This is a genomic window from Phenylobacterium sp. (genome assembly GCF_031984885.1).
Lineage (GTDB): Bacteria > Pseudomonadota > Alphaproteobacteria > Caulobacterales > Caulobacteraceae > Phenylobacterium.
Genome location: NZ_DAMABV010000002.1, coordinates 1 through 15,740 on the forward strand (window position 1 = coordinate 1; position 15,740 = coordinate 15,740).

The following is a 15,740-nucleotide window of genomic DNA, read 5'->3' on the forward strand; positions in this document are numbered from 1 at the left end:
CCCTATGAATCAGACATCTCACATCGTGAGAATCCTGAATGTCGATATCGCCTAGGCCTCGCCTGACGAACCCGCATGAACATAGCGGCTGCGTCGGGCCGGCGGCCTGGGTAGCCGCAAGGCGCTGGGCGCGATGCCGAACATCGCCCGCAGGGTTCGGGAAAAATGCGCTGCGTCGGCGAAGCCCGCACCGTGCGCGGCCGTGGTCGCGTCGTCGCCCGCCTTGAGGGCCTGGGCAGCCCAGCCGATCCGCCGCCAAAGCACATATCGCCGAAACGGCAGGCCCATGGCGTCCACGAAGAGGTGTCGGAAGCGCTCCGCCGACAGCCCCGTCTTCGCTGCAGCCGCCTCAAGCGGGACTGCGCCTAGGGGCAGCAGGCGGTCGATTTCCGCCAGGGCCGGCTGAAGTCGCGTCAGGGTCGGCCGCGGTGGGAGCGGGGTGTCTAGAACGCGCGCCCAGGTCCATGCGTCATGCCCAGCGAAGGCTCGTGCGACGATAACCGGAGGGGGGGAGGCGGCGGCCGACCACGACCGGGCGAACTGCAGCGGCAGCGAGGCGAGGGTCGGTTCGATAAACACGATCTCGGCTTCGGCCGCCGGCTCCAGCCGATGCGGAACCAGCGGATCGATGAGGATGACACGCCCGATCGCTCGCTGCCCGGCCGCGTCGATCACCGTCACGGGCGCCGGGGCGACCACTGCCTGCGCCGCCAGGTGCCGGTGGAGGCGGCTGTCGCCGACCGCTCCGCGCCAGATCGCCCAGTGATCGCCCGCCTCGAACGCGCCGGACCAGAGGCCGCCCATCTAGAGGTCTGACGAGCGGCTGCGTTCGAAGCGCAGCAGGCGCAGGGCGTTGGCAGTCACGAGGGCGGTTGCGCCCGTGTCGGCAAGGATCGCCATCCAGAGCGGCGTGGTTCCCATCAGGGTCGTTGCGAGGAAGACCGCCTTAAGACCGAGCGCGATGGCGACATTCTGCCAAATGTTACGCAGCGTGCCGCGCGACAGGCGCACCAGATCTGCGACGCCAGTCACCTTGTCGTTGAGGAGGGCCGCGTCGGCGGTCTCCAAGGCGACGTCGGTTCCGCCCCCCATGGAAACGCCGACCGAGGCCGCGGCGAGCGCCGGCGCGTCATTGATGCCGTCGCCGATCATGGCGATGGGACCGTGCGCACGCAGGTCCTGGATACGCGATAGCTTGACGTCGGGCAGCAGCTCCGCTTCGGCCTCGATCTGCAGCGCCTCGCCGATCGCTCGAGCGGCGCGGGCATTGTCGCCGGTCAGCATCACCGTGCGCAGGCCCATCGCGCGCAGTTGCGCCAGTCCTTGGACGGCGTCGGGGCGGGGTTCGTCGCGCAGAGCCAGGGCGCCGAGCGCGCGTTTGGATTCCAGCACCACAACCACGGTCTTGCCTTCGCTCTCAAGCGCCTGCAGGCGTGCGACCTGCTCGGCGCTCAACTGCGCCTGCTCGGCGGCGAAGCGTGGCGAGCCGACCGAAACAAAACCGCTCTTCAGGCGGCCGGTGACCGCTTTGCCCGGTGTGGCGGTCACGCCATAGGCGATAGGCAGCGTCAGACCATCGGCTTCGGCGCGGGCGATGATCGCTAAGCCAAGGGGATGGCTCGACCCCTTCTCGACGGCTGCGGCTTTAGCTAGCAAATCGCTTGGCTCGCCCTCGAAAGCGACAATGTCGCTGACCTGGGGGCGGCCGAGGGTCAACGTGCCGGTCTTGTCGAAGGCCACCGTGGCGACCTTGCCGAGCGTTTCCAGGGCCGCGCCGCCTTTCACGAGCAGACCCTTGCGCGCACCCGCGGCGAGGCCGGACGCAATCGCCGCTGGGGTCGAGATAACCAGTGCACAAGGACAGGCGATGAGCAGAACCGCCAGGCCACGGTAGATCCACGTATGCCATTCCGCGCCCAAGAGGAGGGGGGGCAGCACGATGATCAGGGCGGCGACCGCCATCGCGGCGGGCGTGTACCAGGCGCTGAAGCGGTCGATGAAACGGGCCATCGGCGCGCGGGCGCCTTGGGCCTCCTCGACCAGATGGATGATCCGCGCGATCGTGTTGTCGGCGGCGGCCTTGGTGATGGCGACCCGCAGTTGGCCGTTGCCGTTGATGCTCCCGGCATAGATTTCTGCTCCCGGTTCCTTCGTCACCGGGACGGACTCCCCCGTAACGGGGGCTTGGTTGACCTCCGAGGTCCCGCTGATCACTTCGCCGTCAGACGGCGCGCGATCGCCGGGGCGGATCACCACGATATCCCCGACCGCCAACTCGGCGGCGGCGACCTGTTCAATGACGCCGTCGCGCTCGCGCAAGGCCGAGCGGGGGACGAGATCGACAAGAGCGCGAATACCCGCTCGGGCCTTCGACGCAGCCACTCCCTCCAACAGTTCGCCGACCGTGAAGAGAAAGACGACGACCGCCGCTTCCTCAGCCTCGCCGATGGCGATCGCGCCGGCGGCGGCCACCGACATCAGGGTTTCAATGCTGAACGGCGTGCCGGACACCGCGCCGGCGATCGCGCGTCGGGCGATGGGCACTAGGCCCACCAGGGTCGCGATCGCGTAGACCCATGTGGTCCATTCCGGCGCCAAGCGCGCGATCACGAAGGCAACAGCCAACGCCAGGCCCGAGGCCAGCGCCAATTGCGCCTTGCGCGATCGCCACCAGATTTCGTCGCTGGGCGCGCCAACTTCGGAGATGGGTCCGCCATCGTCGCTCGGCGTGTAGCCCAGTCCGCGAATGCGTTCCCGAATGACGATCGGCGACGTGCGATCGGCGTCATAGGCGAGCGTCAGCCGCTGCAGGCTGTAGTTCACGTCGATATCGCTGACGCCCGGGACTCGCTTGAGCGCGTTCTCGATTTTCGTCGCGCAGGCGCCACAGTCCATCCCGTCGACGCGCAGGGTCAGAGCTGTGCTCACGATGCGCCTCCCGATCTGGTGGAGGCTACCTCTCGCCGAACCGTGATCATTGACCTCTCCTCCGATACACGATCGCGCGACGGTACATCCTCAAGTCGCTAGAGGATCAAGCGGCCGTCGTCACTGGCAGGCTTGAGGTCGTGGCTCGCCAAGCGGCGCAATGCCCTGATAAGGAGAATTGATAGCATCAGGTTCTCCATGCGCATCCTGTCCAACTTCGTCGCCGCTGTCGTTGCGGCCCTGTCATTCCTCGTGTTGCCGGCCATGGCGCAGGAGAGCAGTTCGGCGCAGACCGCGTGGCGACTGCTGGACTATGTCGCGGTCGACTACGCCGGCGCCGTCGACAACGGGCAGGTCATTAGCCCAGCCGAGTATGCGGAGATGGTGGAGTTCGCCGGGGCGGTCCGCGCGCGCCTTGCCACCTTGCCGGCGACTCCGGCTCGCCCGCAGCTCGTACGTGACGCCGCTGCGCTGGAGGCGGCGGTTCTGGCCAAGGCTCCACCGGCCCAAGTGAGCCGTGACGCCCACAACTTGGCGAGCGCGCTGCTGGCCGCCTATCCAACGCCTCTGGCTCCGCGCATGGTTCCGGACCTGAACCGCGCCGCGCGTCTCTACGCCGAGCAGTGCGCGGCCTGCCACGGCGCCAACGGCGCCGGCGACGGGCCGAACGCCGAAGGACTCGACCCGCCCCCGATCGCGTTCACCGACTTGGCGCGAGCGCAGCAGCGGAGCCTCTTCGGTCTCTATCAGGTCATCGGGCAGGGCTTGGACGGCACGGCCATGGCCAGCTACGCACATCTCTCAGAATCGGACCGCTGGGCGCTCGCGTTCTACGTCGGAGGCCTCGCCTATGAAGACGCTCAGACCAAGGCTGGCGAGCGGCTCTGGCGCCAAGATGCGGAAGTCCGCGCTCGGTTCAGCACCCTTGCGGCGCTGACCCAGACGACGCCGCAGGCCCTGGCCGCCGACTTCGGCCCCGAAAAGGCGCAGGCGCTCACCGCCTACCTTCGTAAGACGCCGAAGGCGCTCTCGGGACAGGGCCCCAATCTTGATCTGGCGAGGGCGCGGCTTGCAGAGAGCGCCACGGCCTATGCGGGGGGCGACCCGCGACGGGCGACTGACTTGGCGCTGTCGGCCTATCTCGACGGCTTCGAGCCGGTCGAGCCGCTTCTCAAGGCGCGCGATCCGGCGCTGATGAGCCGGATAGAGAGCGGTATGGGCGCCTATCGATCAGCGATAGCAGCCGGTCAGCCCGTGGCTGCGGTGCAAGGCCAGGCCGAACAGCTCGCCGCCTACATGGACGCCGCCGAGCGCGCCCTTGCGCCCGAGAAGGCCAGTCAGGCCTCTGCATTCCTGGGCGCCTTCACGATCTTGCTGCGCGAGGGCCTAGAAGCGCTGCTGGTGGTAGTGGCGATGGTCGCCTTTTTGCGCAAGGCTGGGCGGGCCGATGTCCTGCCCTATGTGCATGGCGGCTGGAGCGCGGCCCTGGGCGCCGGGGTACTGACCTGGGCGGCCGCTACCTATCTGATCTCGATCAGCGGCGCGAGCCGCGAGCTGATGGAGGGCTTCGGCTCGATCATCGCCGCTGTAGTGCTGGTTTCGGTCGGAATCTGGATGCACGGCAAGAGCCGCGCTGATGTCTGGCAACGCTACATCCGCGATAAGCTCTCCAAGGCCCTGTCGCGAAAGTCGGCCTGGTTCCTTTTCGCCTTGGCCTTCCTGGTCGTTTACCGGGAGGTCTTCGAAACCATCCTCTTCTACGCCGCGCTCTGGAGCCAGGGTGGACATATGGCGATGCTGGCTGGCGCCGCCTCCGGCGCGGTCGTGCTGGCGGTGGTCGGTTGGGCGCTCTTGCGCTACAGCCGCAAGCTCCCCATCACCCAGTTCTTCGCCTTCAGCTCAATTCTCATCGCCATCCTCGCGGTGATCCTCGCGGGCAAGGGCGTGGCCGGGCTTCAGGAGGCCGGGCTTTTGGGAATTCGGCCTATCGCAGGACTGCCGCGGATCGAGATCCTCGGCCTCTATCCGACCTGGCAAGGTGTCGCCGCCCAATTTGCAACACTTCTGGTGATGGTGTTCGGTTTCATTCGAAACAGCCGAACCGCGTCCGTACGTGCCTCGTCGTAAGGGAGGCCGGACACGGGCGATTGCTCCATTTCGCTTCGGTCGCGTTGTAGGGCGGCCGTGCGTCCAGAATGGTCGCCGGGCGTTGCGCGAACGCTGGTGCTCACAGCGCGGCTGAGTGGTGGGCGACTTTCGTCGCCCACGCTGAGCTTACTGCTTCTGGATCGCGGTGATCTCGCCGGCTCCATCCTTGACGGTCAGGTCGAAGGCGACCTTGTCTCCGACCTTCACGGACTGAGCCAGTTCTGGCGTGGCCTTGAAGCCCATGGTCATTGCCGGCCAGCTCACCTCAGGGATCTCCTCGTGGTCGAGCGTGATCGTGCCGGCCGCAACGTCGACGGCTGTGACGACGCCCTTCGCCTTCACAGATTTGGCGGCTGCTGCATCGGACGCCATGCTGGCCATATTGTCTCCAGCCGGCATTGCCGGAGCGGGGGCAGCAGGAGCTTCCGCGGCCTTCTGTTCGGCCGGTTGGCCGCAGGCCGCCAGCGCGAGGGTCAGGCCGAGGCCCATGACAGTCAGGGTGGTGCGCTTCATCGGATATCTCCTTGTCTGGAAGCGGGTGGGAAGGGCGTGTGCGAGGATCTGCGGCGGAGCAGCAGATAGCCGGCCGGGATGACCAGCATGGAGAGCAAAGGGGCGGTGAGCATGCCACCGATCATCGGGGCGGCGATCCGGCTCATGACCTCTGAGCCGGCGCCATGCCCGATCAAGATCGGGGCGAGGCCGGCGAGGATCACCGCCACGGTCATGGCCTTGGGGCGTACCCGCAGCAGGGCCCCTTCGCGGACGGCGGCTTTGACCTGGTCAGGGGAGGGATGCTCGCCCCGGTCTTTCAGCGCATCCTTCAGATAGATCAGCATCACGACGCCGAACTCGGCGGCGACGCCGGCGAGCGCGATGAGGCCCACGCCTGTAGCCACCGACTGGTGATAGCCGAGCAGATAGAGCGCCCAAATGCCGCCTGTGAGCGCGAAGGGCAGGGTCGCCATGATCAGGGCCGCCTCGTCGAAGCGCCGGAAGATCACATAGAGCAGGACGAAGATGATCAGGAGCGTCGCCGGCACGACAAGCTTCAGCCGTTCGACCGCCCGCTGCAGATATTCGAACTGGCCCGAATAGGCGATTGAGACGCCGGGCGAGAGCTTCACGTCCTTGGCGACGGCGTCCCGCAGGTCGGCGACGACGGAGGTCAGGTCGCGGTCTCGCACATCGATATAGACCCAGGTCGAGAGCCGGCCGTTCTCGGTCTTGAGCATCGGCGGTCCGTCGGCGATTTCGATCCTTGCCACCGTCCCGAGCGTGATCTGCTGCCCGGCCGGAGTGAGGACCGGTAGGTTGCGCAGCCCCTCCAGGCTGTCGCGGCTCTCGCGCGGATAGCGGACATTGATCGGATAGCGGGCTAGGCCCTCGACGGTCTGGCCGACAGTCTCGCCGCCGATGGCGCCGGCGACGATCTCCTGTACGTCGGCGATGTTGAGCCCGAAGCGGGCCGCGGCGGCGCGGTCGATGTCGACATCGACATAGCGCCCGCCGGTCAGCCGTTCGGCCAGGGCCGAGCTGACGCCGGGAACACTCTTGGCGGTCGTCTCCACCTCGCGGGCGATGCGGTCGAGCTCGGCGAGGTTAGCGCCCGAGACCTTCACCCCGATCGGGCTCTTGATGCCGGTCGCCAGCATGTCGATGCGGTTGCGGATCGGCGGAACCCAGACATTGGCCAGGCCCGGGACCTTCACCGCACGGTCCAGCTCTTCGACCAGCTTGTCGGGCGTCATGCCGGGCCGCCACTCGCTGCGCGGCTTGAACTGGATGGTGGTCTCGAACATCTCCAGCGGCGCGGGGTCGGTGGCGCTCTCGGCGCGGCCGGCCTTGCCGAATACGGTCTTCACCTCCGGCACGGTCTTGATCAGCCGGTCGGTCTGCTGCAGCAGCTCGCCGGCCTTTTGCGCCGAGAGCCCGGGCAGGGCCGAGGGCATGTAGAGCAGGTCGCCCTCGTCCATGGCCGGAATGAACTCGCCGCCAAGCCGGCTGAGCGGCCAGGCCGTGGTGGCGAAGACCAATGCAGCGATGATCAGGGTGGTCCGCGGACGGTCCATCACCCAGTCCAGGGCCGGCTTGTAGGCGGCGGTCAGCCACCGGTTCAGGGCGTTGTCGCTTTCGCGCGGGATGCGGCCGCGGATCAGGTAGCCCATCAGCACCGGGACCACGGTCACCGACAGGATCGCTGCTCCAGCCATGGCGTAGGTCTTCGTGAAGGCCAGCGGCGAGAAGAGGCGGCCTTCCTGCCCCTGGAGCGTGAAGACCGGCACGAACGAGAGGGTGATGATCACTAGGCTGAAGAACAGGGCCGGGCCGACCTCGGCCGCGGCGTCGGTGATGACCCGCCAACGGGTTTCGCCCTCGAGCGGCTGGCCGGGGTGTTCCTCCTCCCAGCGCTCGATCTTCTTGTGGGCGTTCTCGATCATCACCACGGCGGCGTCGACCATAGCCCCGATGGCGATGGCGATGCCGCCCAGCGACATGATGTTGGCGTTGACGCCCTGGGCGCGCATGACGATCAGCGCGAACAGCACGCCCAGCGGCAGGGTCAGGATCGCCACCAGCGCCGATCGCGCGTGCCAAAGGAAGATTGCGCAGACCAAGGCGACGACCACGAACTCCTCGACCAGCTTCTCGCGCAGATTGGCGATCGCCCGGTCGATGAGCTGGGATCGGTCATAGGTGGTCACAACCTCGACGCCGGGCGGCAGACTCTTCTTCAGGTCCGCGAACTTGGCCTTCACGGCGGCGATGGTCTCCCGCGCGTTCTTGCCCGAACGCAGGATCACCACGCCGCCGGCGACCTCGCCCTGGCCGTTCAGTTCGGCCAGGCCGCGGCGCATCTCCGGACCGAGCTGGACGATGGCCACGTCGCCCAGCCGCACCGGCACGCCCCCGGCGGCGGTCTTCAGCGGAATGGCCCGGAAGTCGTCGAGGCTGGTGAGATAGCCGGAGGCGCGGACCATGTACTCGGCCTCGGCCAGCTCCAGCACCGAGCCGCCGGTCTCGCTGTTGGCCCGCTGTATCGCCTCTACGGCCTGGCGGTGGGTGATGCCGTAGGCGGCGAGCTTCACCGGGTCGAGCACGACCTGGTACTGCTTGACCATGCCGCCGATGCTGGCGACCTCCGCCACGCCCGGCAGGCTCTTCAGCTCATAGCGCAGGAACCAGTCCTGCAGGGACCGCAACTCCGACAGGTCATGGCGGCCGGTGCGGTCGACCAGGGCGTATTCGTAGACCCAGCCGACCCCGGTGGCGTCCGGCCCCAGCGCCGGCTTGGCCGCTTCCGGCAAGCGGGCCTGGACCTGGTTCAGGTACTCCAGCACCCGCGAGCGGGCCCAGTAGAGGTCGGTCCCGTCCTCGAAGATCACATAGACGAAGCTGTCGCCGAAGAACGAGTAGCCGCGGACGGTCCTGGCGCCCGGTACCGAGAGCATCGTAGTGGTCAGCGGATAGGTGACTTGGTTCTCGACGATCTGCGGCGCCTGGCCGGGATAGGGGGTGCGGATGATCACCTGCACGTCGGATAGGTCGGGCAGGGCGTCGACTGGTGTCGTGCGCGCCGCGAGCGCGCCGGCCGCGATAAGCGCCACGGCGGCGAGCAGAACGAAGAAACGATTGCGGACCGACCAGCGGATCAGGGCGGCGATCATCGCGCCGCCCCCATCCGGGCGATACGACGCACGACGGCTCCATCCGGCCGCTGCTCGAAGCCGAACGCCACCTGGTCGCCGACCTTCAGGCCCTTGGCCAGGGCGGCCGGCTCCAGCTTGAAGGTCATGGTCATGGCGGGCCAGCCAACCGCGGGCACGGGCTCATGACTGAGGGTGATGGATTCGGCCGACAGAGCCTCGATCCGACCCCGCGTCTCATGGAGCGCGCCCGGCGCCGTGGTCGGCGTACCCGCACCGGTCGCGAGCGGCCGCGCCTGCAGCCCGGCGAGGCTCGCTTCGGAATCGATCAGGAATTGGCCGGAAGCAACGACCTGCTGGCCTTCGCTGAGGCCGGCCAGGATTTCGGTGCGCTCGCCGCTCTCGCGGCCGACCCGAACCTCCACCGGCGCGTACCGGCCTTGCTCGCCGGCCACCATGACGAGGCTGCGCTTGCCAGTGCGGATCACCGCCTCGGACGGCACGGACAAGGCCGTCTGCGCCTCGCCGCCGAGATGGACCGTGGCGAACATCCCAGGCCGCAGTCGTCCGCTAGGATTAGGCAGCTCCGCCCGAACGGTGAGCGTCCGGCTCTCCGCCTGGGCGGCCGGCAGGATGGCTGCGATCCGGCCGCTAAAGGTCTCGCCGGGGAATGCAGCGAGAGTTGCCGTGACGGCCTGGCCGATCTTGATCTGATTGGTCTGGGCCTCCGGGACCGCCGCGTTGAGCCAGACGCTTGAGAGGCCCGACACCTGCGCAAGGGTCTGCCCCGCGCTGACGGTCATGCCTTGGCGCACGTCCAGGGTCTGGAGTGCGCCGCCGATCGGGGCGCTGACCGTGATGACGTTGCGGGGGCGACCGGTGCGAGCGACCTGGTCGATCAGCGGATCCGGCATACCCAGCAGCGCCAGTCGCTGGCGGGCGGCAGCCTCCAGCCTCGCGTCGCCAGACTTTCGCACCGCGAGGTACTCGGCCTGGGCGCCGCTCCAGGACGGCACGAGCAGGTCGGCGATCGGCGCTCCGGCGGCGATGACATCGCCAGGCGCGCGGGCATGGACCCGTTGCACAAAACCGTCGGCCCTGGCCTGGACGATGGCGACGCTGCGCTGGTTGAAGTCGAGGACGCCTGTCGCCTCGACGCTCTGGGCGAACGCGCTGCGCTCGACCCGGGCCAACCTCACGCCGAGGTTCTGCGCCGCCGCTGGGTCGATCCGCACGCCGCCGCCCGCTTCGGTCTCGTCGGCGTACTTGGGGATCAGGTCCATATTCATGGACGACTTGCCGGGCCCCGGATAGCGCTCCATTGGGACCATCGGATCGTACCAGTAGAGGATCTTGCGCCCCTCCGATCCGGGCGTGCCGGCCGATGGGGCTGGGAGCCTCTGCAAGTGAGCCAAGCCATAACCGAGCCCGCCGGCGGCGAGGGCGACCACGGCCGCGGCGGCGGCGAGCTGAGTGCGGGAGAGGGCGATCATTGGGCGTCGCTTCCGTAGGTCTGGACGATGCGGACCGCGTCGCGCTGGACGGCGGCCTCGCGGTCGAGAATGTCGATCTTGGCTTCGGCGAGGGCGACCAGCGCGCCCAGTACGTCCGACAGCCCCGCCGTGCCGGCGGCATAGCTCGCCGTCTCCAGGTCGGCGCGGCGGGCGGCCAGCGGCTCCAGGGTCGTGCGGCCGCGCATGAGACGGTCGTGATGCATGGCGTGGTCGGCGAGGTCGGCCTCCAGCGCTGCGGCCAGCGCCCGGCGCGCCGCCTCCCGTTCGTAGCGGACGCGGGTGGCGCTGGAGGCGCGAGCGGCGACCATCGGGTCCTGTCGTTTGGCGGCGAACAGCGGCAGGCTGACCGACGCACCAAGCGAGACCATGTCGCCATACATCGGGTCGCGGTGCTGGTAGGTGAGATCCCAGCTCCAATCCGGCCGCTTCTCCGCCTTTGCGGCCGAGACATCGGCGTCGGCTTGGCGGCCGGCGGCGTCATAGGCCCGGAGCGCGGGCAGCCTCTCGAGGCCGGCGCGCAAATTGGCCGGATCGACTTGGAAGTTCGGCGGGGGGCCAGCCACATCAGCATCGGCCTCGCCAGTCCAACGAACGAGTTCAGCCCGGGCCCTGCCAACCGCGGCGACCAGTTCGGCGCGCCGATCGTCGAGGGCGGCGCTGAGTTGGTCTGGCTCGAGGGCTTGGGCGGGCCGCGTCGATCCGGACGCCAGTTGCGACGGCGCGCTGGCGCGCAGGGGCGTGAGGGCGCGCTCCACCTCATCCAACGCCGCGAGCCGCTTCCTGGCGTAGAAGAGGTCGATCCAGGCCAGGGAGGCCGCAAGACGGACCGCCCGCGCCTCGACCCGTGCGCCGGCCTCGGCTGCCTCTATGTCTGCGGTGGCGCGTTCACGGTCCGCGCGGCGTTTGGCGGAGCTGGGCATGTCCTGGCTCACACCGACCGTGGCCATGGTCATGCTGTCGCGGTCGAAGGTCCCCGCTGGAGGTCCTGAGATCGGGAAGTTGCCGAGACCCACGGCGAGCTTCGGGTCGGGTAGGCGGCCAGCGGATACGGCTGCGGAGCGCGCCGCGGCGACATCGGCGTCCTTGCTCAAGAGGCTTGGCGCTGAGGTGTCGGCGAGCCTGAGCGCGGCATCGAAGGTTAGTGGCGCAGCCTGGGCCGCGCCGCCTAACGCCGCGCAGGCCAGGGTCAAGACAAGACGCATCGGAGTTCCGGTCGTGATCATGATGAAACGAGGGCCGGTAGCGCCGACGGTTGATCACCGCCGGCGCCCCTGCATCCCCGCGCCAGGGGATAGACGGCGCGGGGATTGGCAGTCGGCTAGCCCTTCGGCTGCGGGCTGTGGCGGCCCATGCTCATGCACATGTCGCGCATGGCCGCGTCGCTCTTCATCATCGGGCAGTCGCAATCCGCCGCCCGTGCCTGGTCACCCGCAGCGGGCGAGCCTGGGACCTTTTCGACTGTGCGGAAGTAGTCGTGCGGGTTCGAGGACGGCGGGGCGACCCGCAGGCGGTAGTCGCCCTGCGGCTCAGCGGCGGCCGCATGGGCCGCGGCTGACAGGCCGAGCGTCAGCGCCGCAGCGCTGATCGCAGTGAGTGTTCGGAAGGTCATGATCCTTCTCCATGCCGATGGCGCCCGTCCGACGGACGGGCTGATCTGATTGAGCGGCGTCATGCGCGCGTCCGCGGTCGCTCGTTGAGAGCTCCTGCAGACGCTGACGCCAGCGCGTCAGGCCAGCGGTCTAGGAGGATGGAAGAGCAAGGGGGCGAGCACGCCCTCGCGCGTTAGGTCGGAGAGCGCGAAGTGCACGCCCTCGTAGGTGAACGTATGCGGGATGCTCGCAATCGCCGGAACTGGCGGCGGCACCGTGGCGCAGCCCATCTTACCAATGCAATCGAGCGTGACGCCCTTACATGGTGTCGGCTTGGAGACCGGCCTGGGCGCATCGGCCATTTGCGACATGCCAGGCATATCGGCGCAGTCCATCCCAGCCATTGCAACGTGGTCAGCCGGTGCAGCCGCCTCGACCATCGCCATCATTGGCATAGCACGCGCCGTCGTCTGGCCGACGAAGCCGACCAGGGCGAGCGCTGCGACGACGATGCGGATCAGGTTCCACATGAGGCGATAGGGGTATGCCCGAGCTTCGGTTTGCGCAAGGTCACAGTTCGGCGGCGACGGCCTGGACGATCAACCGGGCCGTCATTGAGCAATACGCGGCGCCTGCGCCGATCCCTCGGAATCGACGCAGACTAGGTGCGTCAGCGAGGCCGCTCGACCGCGACGGCGTCGGCCTTTTCGCCTTCGGCCGCGAGCGGTTCACGGGTCACCGTGCGGAAGTAGTCGTGTGGGTTCGAGGATGGCGGCGCGGTGCGATAGGCGTACTGTCCGGACACGGCGCAGGCCCCGGTCGCCAGCGGCAGGCTGAGCGCCAAGGCGGTGATGGTGAAGCGAATGGTCATGGGTCTTCCCCAAGATTGATGGATCCGCCGGGCGGTGAGCCGTCCCGGCGAGACGGCGCCTGGGCTGGGGCCGGATCTCGCTCGCGAGCGGCCGGCGCAGGCGCGGTGGAACCGACGATTTCGTCGTCGGCCTCAGGCCAACAGTTTCGGGGGCCGATCTGGGCCGGGAGGCCTATGGGGATGCACGGCGGGACCGTTTCCAGGCTCAGGCGCCACTTGAGCGGCTAGGGCCGCCCCACTCGGCGTCGCCGACAGCACTGCGACCGCGCCGGCACAGATGCTTGCGCACGTTGCGGCGCAGTTCTTCAGCGCCTTGTCGCAGCAGGGAGTGATCGGGGCGCTCGGCTGTTCGCCGGGAGGCTCATCCATGGACGCCATGGCGTTTGGCCTTGATGCCTCCACGCCGCACTCAATGGTCGCCGCCGAGGCGGTGATCGGGCTGGCCACCAGGGCCAGAATGGCGAGGATGGCGATTAGAAGTCGCGCCATACGGACATTATCCGCCCGATTGGCTGAAGTGTCACTGGCGGGCGGAGCTTCCGCGCGACTTAGAGGCGGACGACCTCGCCGTCTTCTTTCGTGAAAGTCTCCGGTGCGCGGTCGAGCAGGTCGAGAACCGCTTCCGAAGGCCGGCACAACCTGACGCCCTTCGGCGTCACGACGATCGGCCGGTTCACCAGGATCGGGTGTTCGACCATTGCCGCGAGCAGCGCATCGTCGCTGACATCGGGATCTAGGAGGCCAAGTTCGGCGGCCGGCGTGCCTTTCTCGCGCAGGATGTCGCGCGGTGCGGCGTGCATCTCGCTCAGAAGATGGACAAGCTGTTCGCGGGTCCAGCCGGCCTCGAGGTACTCGACGACGGCCGGCTCGTAGCCGGCCGCCTGGATCATCGCCAGGGCGTTGCGGGAGGTGCCGCAGGCCGGATTGTGGAAGATGGCGATCGGAAATTCGGATGAGCTCATGACTTCACCGGCGAGGCTTTCGGAGTTGGGGTCTGTTCGCGGGCGGCCACCCGGCGCACGGCGCCGCCACGCTCGTACCAACCCTTGCTGGCGTTCACGATCGCGACGACCGAGAGCATGACCGGGACTTCGATCAGAACGCCGACGACGGTCGCCAAAGCCGCGCCCGACGTGAAGCCGAACAGGCTGATGGCGGCGGCGACCGCCAGCTCGAAGAAGTTGCTGGCCCCGATCAGGGCCGACGGCCCGGCGACGCAGTGGGCTTCACCGCTAGCGCGGTTAAGCAGATAGGCCAGCCCGGAGTTGAAGTAGACCTGGATCAGGATCGGAACGGCCAGCATGGCGATGATCGCCGGCTGGGCGATGATCTGCTGGCCCTGGAAGCCGAACAGCAGGACCAGCGTCGCCAGGAGCGCGATGATCGAGACCGGGCCGAGCGTGGCGAGCGCGCCTTGCAGCGCAGCTTCGCCGCGGGTCATCAGGGCCTTGCGGGCGACCTGGGCGATGATCACCGGAATGACGATGTAGAGCCCGACGGAGAGCATCAGGGTCTCCCAGGGCACGGTGATCGCGGAAATGCCCAGCAGCAGACCGACGATCGGAGCAAAAGCCACGATCATGATGGCGTCGTTCACCGCGACCTGGCTGAGCGTGAAGTTCGGCTCGCCGCGCGTCAGGTTGCTCCAGACGAACACCATCGCGGTGCAAGGCGCAGCCGCGAGTAGGATCAGCCCGGCGATGTAACTGTTGATCTCGCCGGCCGGCAGGTAGGGGCGGAACAGATAGCCGATGAAGAAGGCGCCCAGGGCTGCCATCGAAAACGGCTTCACCGCCCAGTTGATGAACAGGGTCACCCCGATCCCGCGCCAATGGCGGCCGACCTGGCGCATCGCGCCGAAGTCGACCTTCATCAGCATCGGAATGATCATCAGCCAGATCAGGACGGCGACCGGCAGATTGACCTTGGCGACCTCGGCCGAGCCAATCAGCTGGAAGGCAGGCTGAAAGAAGTGGCCCAAACCAATGCCGAGCACGATGCAGAGCGCTACCCAGAGGGTCAGGTAGCGCTCAAAAAGCGACATGGCTTTCGGCGCTTCGGGCGCCGTCTGTTCACGCGACACAGTCATCCTCTCAAAGTCATTCGGTCCCGGCGGGCTCGCCCTGGGTCTTGCCGATGTCGTCCAGGCGCTTCTGCAGCGAGAGGCTGTCGAGCGAGGTGATCGGCAGGTTCACGAAGATGCTGATGCGATTGTTCAGCATCCGGTAGGCGTCGGCGAAGGCGAGGGTCTTCTCGGCCTCGCTACCCTCGACCGCTGCGGGGTCAGGCAGACCCCAATGGGCGCTCATCGGCTGACCCGGCCAGATCGGGCAGACCTCGCCAGCGGCGTTGTCGCAGACGGTGAATACGAAATCGAGTTCGGGGGCCTCGGGGTTGTTGAGCGCGGCGAACTCGTCCCAGGGCTTCGAGCGCAACTGGTCGGTCGGGTAGTTGAGCTTCTGCAGCAGCGTGATGGCGTAGGGATTGACCTTGCCGGCCGGCATGGAGCCGGCGGAGTAGGCTTTGAACTTGCCCGCCCCGACCCGGTTCATGATCGATTCCGCGAGGATCGATCGCGCCGAATTGCCGGTGCAGAGGAAGAGGACGTTGAAGGGCAGCTTCTTCTCGGGGTGGAGCATGGCGCGTTCCCTAGGCTTTGACGAGGTCGTCCGCGCAGCAGGCGCTGCGGCTGAGCATGTCGGCCAAGGGCGCGCAGATCTCCGGCGATCCGGCGCAGCAGTCTTCCATCAGGAAGGCCAGCAGCGCGCTCATGGCGTCGTAGTGGGCGGTGTAGATGATCGAGCGGCCTTCGCGGCGCGAGCCGACCAAGCCGGCATGGCTCAGGACGGTGAGGCTCGCCGAAAGCGTGTTCGGCAAAATCTCAAGCCTGCGAGCCAGCTCTCCGGCCGCCAAACCAGACGGGCCGGCTTGAACCAACAGGCGGAAGGCGGCGAGGCGGTTTTCGTGGGCGAGCGCGGCGAGGCTGGTGACGGCGGCTTTCATTTCCATATTTCCAACATACATGAAATATGCGACCGTTCAA

At 67.8% G+C, this 15,740-nt stretch carries 14 protein-coding genes; 1 reads left to right on the top strand and 13 read right to left on the bottom strand.

The genetic code is table 11. From position 1 onward, the window contains the following. Window positions 1–51: 51 nt before the first annotated feature. Together RTL41_RS03450 and RTL41_RS03455 are read right to left on the bottom strand one after the other, a co-directional pair. The gene (locus RTL41_RS03450; RefSeq protein WP_183776741.1) at window positions 52–804 is read right to left on the bottom strand and encodes an AraC family transcriptional regulator; all 753 of its coding nucleotides are present in this window, start codon (window positions 802–804) and stop codon (window positions 52–54) included. Further along, window positions 805–2,928: a heavy metal translocating P-type ATPase gene (locus RTL41_RS03455; RefSeq protein ID WP_312161387.1), complete on the bottom strand. Its 2,124-nt coding sequence runs from the start codon at window positions 2,926–2,928 to the stop codon at window positions 805–807. Window positions 2,929–3,126: 198 nt separating this feature from the next. Here RTL41_RS03455 and RTL41_RS03460 point away from each other — a divergent pair, with 198 nt between their 5' ends. Next, entirely contained in the window at window positions 3,127–5,055 is a 1,929-nt protein-coding gene (locus RTL41_RS03460) for a cytochrome c/FTR1 family iron permease (RefSeq protein WP_183776742.1), read from the top strand. Between the two features lie 147 nt (window positions 5,056–5,202). On the opposite strand, the gene RTL41_RS03465 is transcribed toward RTL41_RS03460, so the two are convergent. From RTL41_RS03465 to RTL41_RS03515, 11 genes are all read right to left on the bottom strand, one after another. After that, complete coding sequence (locus RTL41_RS03465) at window positions 5,203–5,589, bottom strand: copper-binding protein (protein WP_183776743.1); 387 nt, start codon at window positions 5,587–5,589, stop codon at window positions 5,203–5,205. Next, window positions 5,586–8,744 (bottom strand): efflux RND transporter permease subunit, encoded by a 3,159-nt coding sequence (locus tag RTL41_RS03470; protein ID WP_183776744.1) that lies wholly within the window; start codon window positions 8,742–8,744, stop codon window positions 5,586–5,588. The genes RTL41_RS03465 and RTL41_RS03470 overlap by 4 nt, the downstream gene beginning before the upstream one ends. Then, a complete protein-coding gene (locus RTL41_RS03475) occupies window positions 8,741–10,216 on the bottom strand; it encodes an efflux RND transporter periplasmic adaptor subunit (RefSeq protein WP_183776745.1) in 1,476 nt (491 codons plus the stop codon). Before RTL41_RS03475 ends, RTL41_RS03470 begins: the two co-directional genes overlap by 4 nt. After that, complete coding sequence (locus tag RTL41_RS03480) at window positions 10,213–11,439, bottom strand: TolC family protein (RefSeq protein ID WP_312161392.1); 1,227 nt, start codon at window positions 11,437–11,439, stop codon at window positions 10,213–10,215. The genes RTL41_RS03475 and RTL41_RS03480 overlap by 4 nt, the downstream gene beginning before the upstream one ends. Before the next feature lie 116 nt (window positions 11,440–11,555). After that, on the bottom strand, window positions 11,556–11,846 hold the full coding sequence (locus tag RTL41_RS03485; RefSeq protein WP_183776747.1) for a hypothetical protein: 291 nt from the start codon (window positions 11,844–11,846) through the stop codon (window positions 11,556–11,558). Between the two features lie 117 nt (window positions 11,847–11,963). Further along, a complete protein-coding gene (locus RTL41_RS03490; protein WP_183776749.1) occupies window positions 11,964–12,356 on the bottom strand; it encodes a hypothetical protein in 393 nt (130 codons plus the stop codon). 140 nt (window positions 12,357–12,496) lie between these two features. After that, the gene (locus RTL41_RS03495) at window positions 12,497–12,697 is read right to left on the bottom strand and encodes a hypothetical protein (RefSeq protein WP_183776751.1); all 201 of its coding nucleotides are present in this window, start codon (window positions 12,695–12,697) and stop codon (window positions 12,497–12,499) included. 548 nt (window positions 12,698–13,245) lie between these two features. Continuing rightward, window positions 13,246–13,659 carry an arsenate reductase (glutaredoxin) gene (gene arsC / locus RTL41_RS03500; protein WP_183776759.1) on the bottom strand — a complete coding sequence of 138 codons (414 nt, stop codon included), beginning with the start codon at window positions 13,657–13,659 and terminating at the stop codon, window positions 13,246–13,248. Continuing rightward, window positions 13,656–14,741: an ACR3 family arsenite efflux transporter gene (gene arsB / locus RTL41_RS03505; RefSeq protein WP_183776761.1), complete on the bottom strand. Its 1,086-nt coding sequence runs from the start codon at window positions 14,739–14,741 to the stop codon at window positions 13,656–13,658. The genes arsC and arsB overlap by 4 nt, the downstream gene beginning before the upstream one ends. A 55-nt stretch (window positions 14,742–14,796) precedes the next feature. Beyond that, the gene (locus tag RTL41_RS03510) at window positions 14,797–15,336 is read right to left on the bottom strand and encodes an arsenate reductase ArsC (protein ID WP_183776763.1); all 540 of its coding nucleotides are present in this window, start codon (window positions 15,334–15,336) and stop codon (window positions 14,797–14,799) included. Between the two features lie 10 nt (window positions 15,337–15,346). Further along, window positions 15,347–15,706, bottom strand: coding sequence for a helix-turn-helix transcriptional regulator (locus tag RTL41_RS03515; protein ID WP_183776765.1), 360 nt, complete (start codon window positions 15,704–15,706; stop codon window positions 15,347–15,349). Between the last annotated feature and the right edge of the window lie 34 nt (window positions 15,707–15,740).

What these genes read in the sequence shown, in the direction of transcription:
- RTL41_RS03450 (WP_183776741.1), bottom strand. Translation starts at nt 804, where the DNA reads ATGGGCGGCCTCTGGTCCGGCGCGTTCGAGGCGGGCGATCACTGGGCG.
- RTL41_RS03460 (WP_183776742.1), top strand. Translation starts at nt 3,127, where the DNA reads ATGCGCATCCTGTCCAACTTCGTCGCCGCTGTCGTTGCGGCCCTGTCA.
- RTL41_RS03465 (WP_183776743.1), bottom strand. Translation starts at nt 5,589, where the DNA reads ATGAAGCGCACCACCCTGACTGTCATGGGCCTCGGCCTGACCCTCGCG.
- RTL41_RS03470 (WP_183776744.1), bottom strand. Translation starts at nt 8,744, where the DNA reads ATGATCGCCGCCCTGATCCGCTGGTCGGTCCGCAATCGTTTCTTCGTT.
- RTL41_RS03475 (WP_183776745.1), bottom strand. Translation starts at nt 10,216, where the DNA reads ATGATCGCCCTCTCCCGCACTCAGCTCGCCGCCGCCGCGGCCGTGGTC.
- RTL41_RS03480 (WP_312161392.1), bottom strand. Translation starts at nt 11,439, where the DNA reads ATGCGTCTTGTCTTGACCCTGGCCTGCGCGGCGTTAGGCGGCGCGGCC.
- RTL41_RS03485 (WP_183776747.1), bottom strand. Translation starts at nt 11,846, where the DNA reads ATGACCTTCCGAACACTCACTGCGATCAGCGCTGCGGCGCTGACGCTC.
- RTL41_RS03490 (WP_183776749.1), bottom strand. Translation starts at nt 12,356, where the DNA reads ATGTGGAACCTGATCCGCATCGTCGTCGCAGCGCTCGCCCTGGTCGGC.
- RTL41_RS03495 (WP_183776751.1), bottom strand. Translation starts at nt 12,697, where the DNA reads ATGACCATTCGCTTCACCATCACCGCCTTGGCGCTCAGCCTGCCGCTG.
- arsC (WP_183776759.1), bottom strand. Translation starts at nt 13,659, where the DNA reads ATGAGCTCATCCGAATTTCCGATCGCCATCTTCCACAATCCGGCCTGC.
- arsB (WP_183776761.1), bottom strand. Translation starts at nt 14,741, where the DNA reads ATGTCGCTTTTTGAGCGCTACCTGACCCTCTGGGTAGCGCTCTGCATC.
- RTL41_RS03510 (WP_183776763.1), bottom strand. Translation starts at nt 15,336, where the DNA reads ATGCTCCACCCCGAGAAGAAGCTGCCCTTCAACGTCCTCTTCCTCTGC.
- RTL41_RS03515 (WP_183776765.1), bottom strand. Translation starts at nt 15,706, where the DNA reads ATGGAAATGAAAGCCGCCGTCACCAGCCTCGCCGCGCTCGCCCACGAA.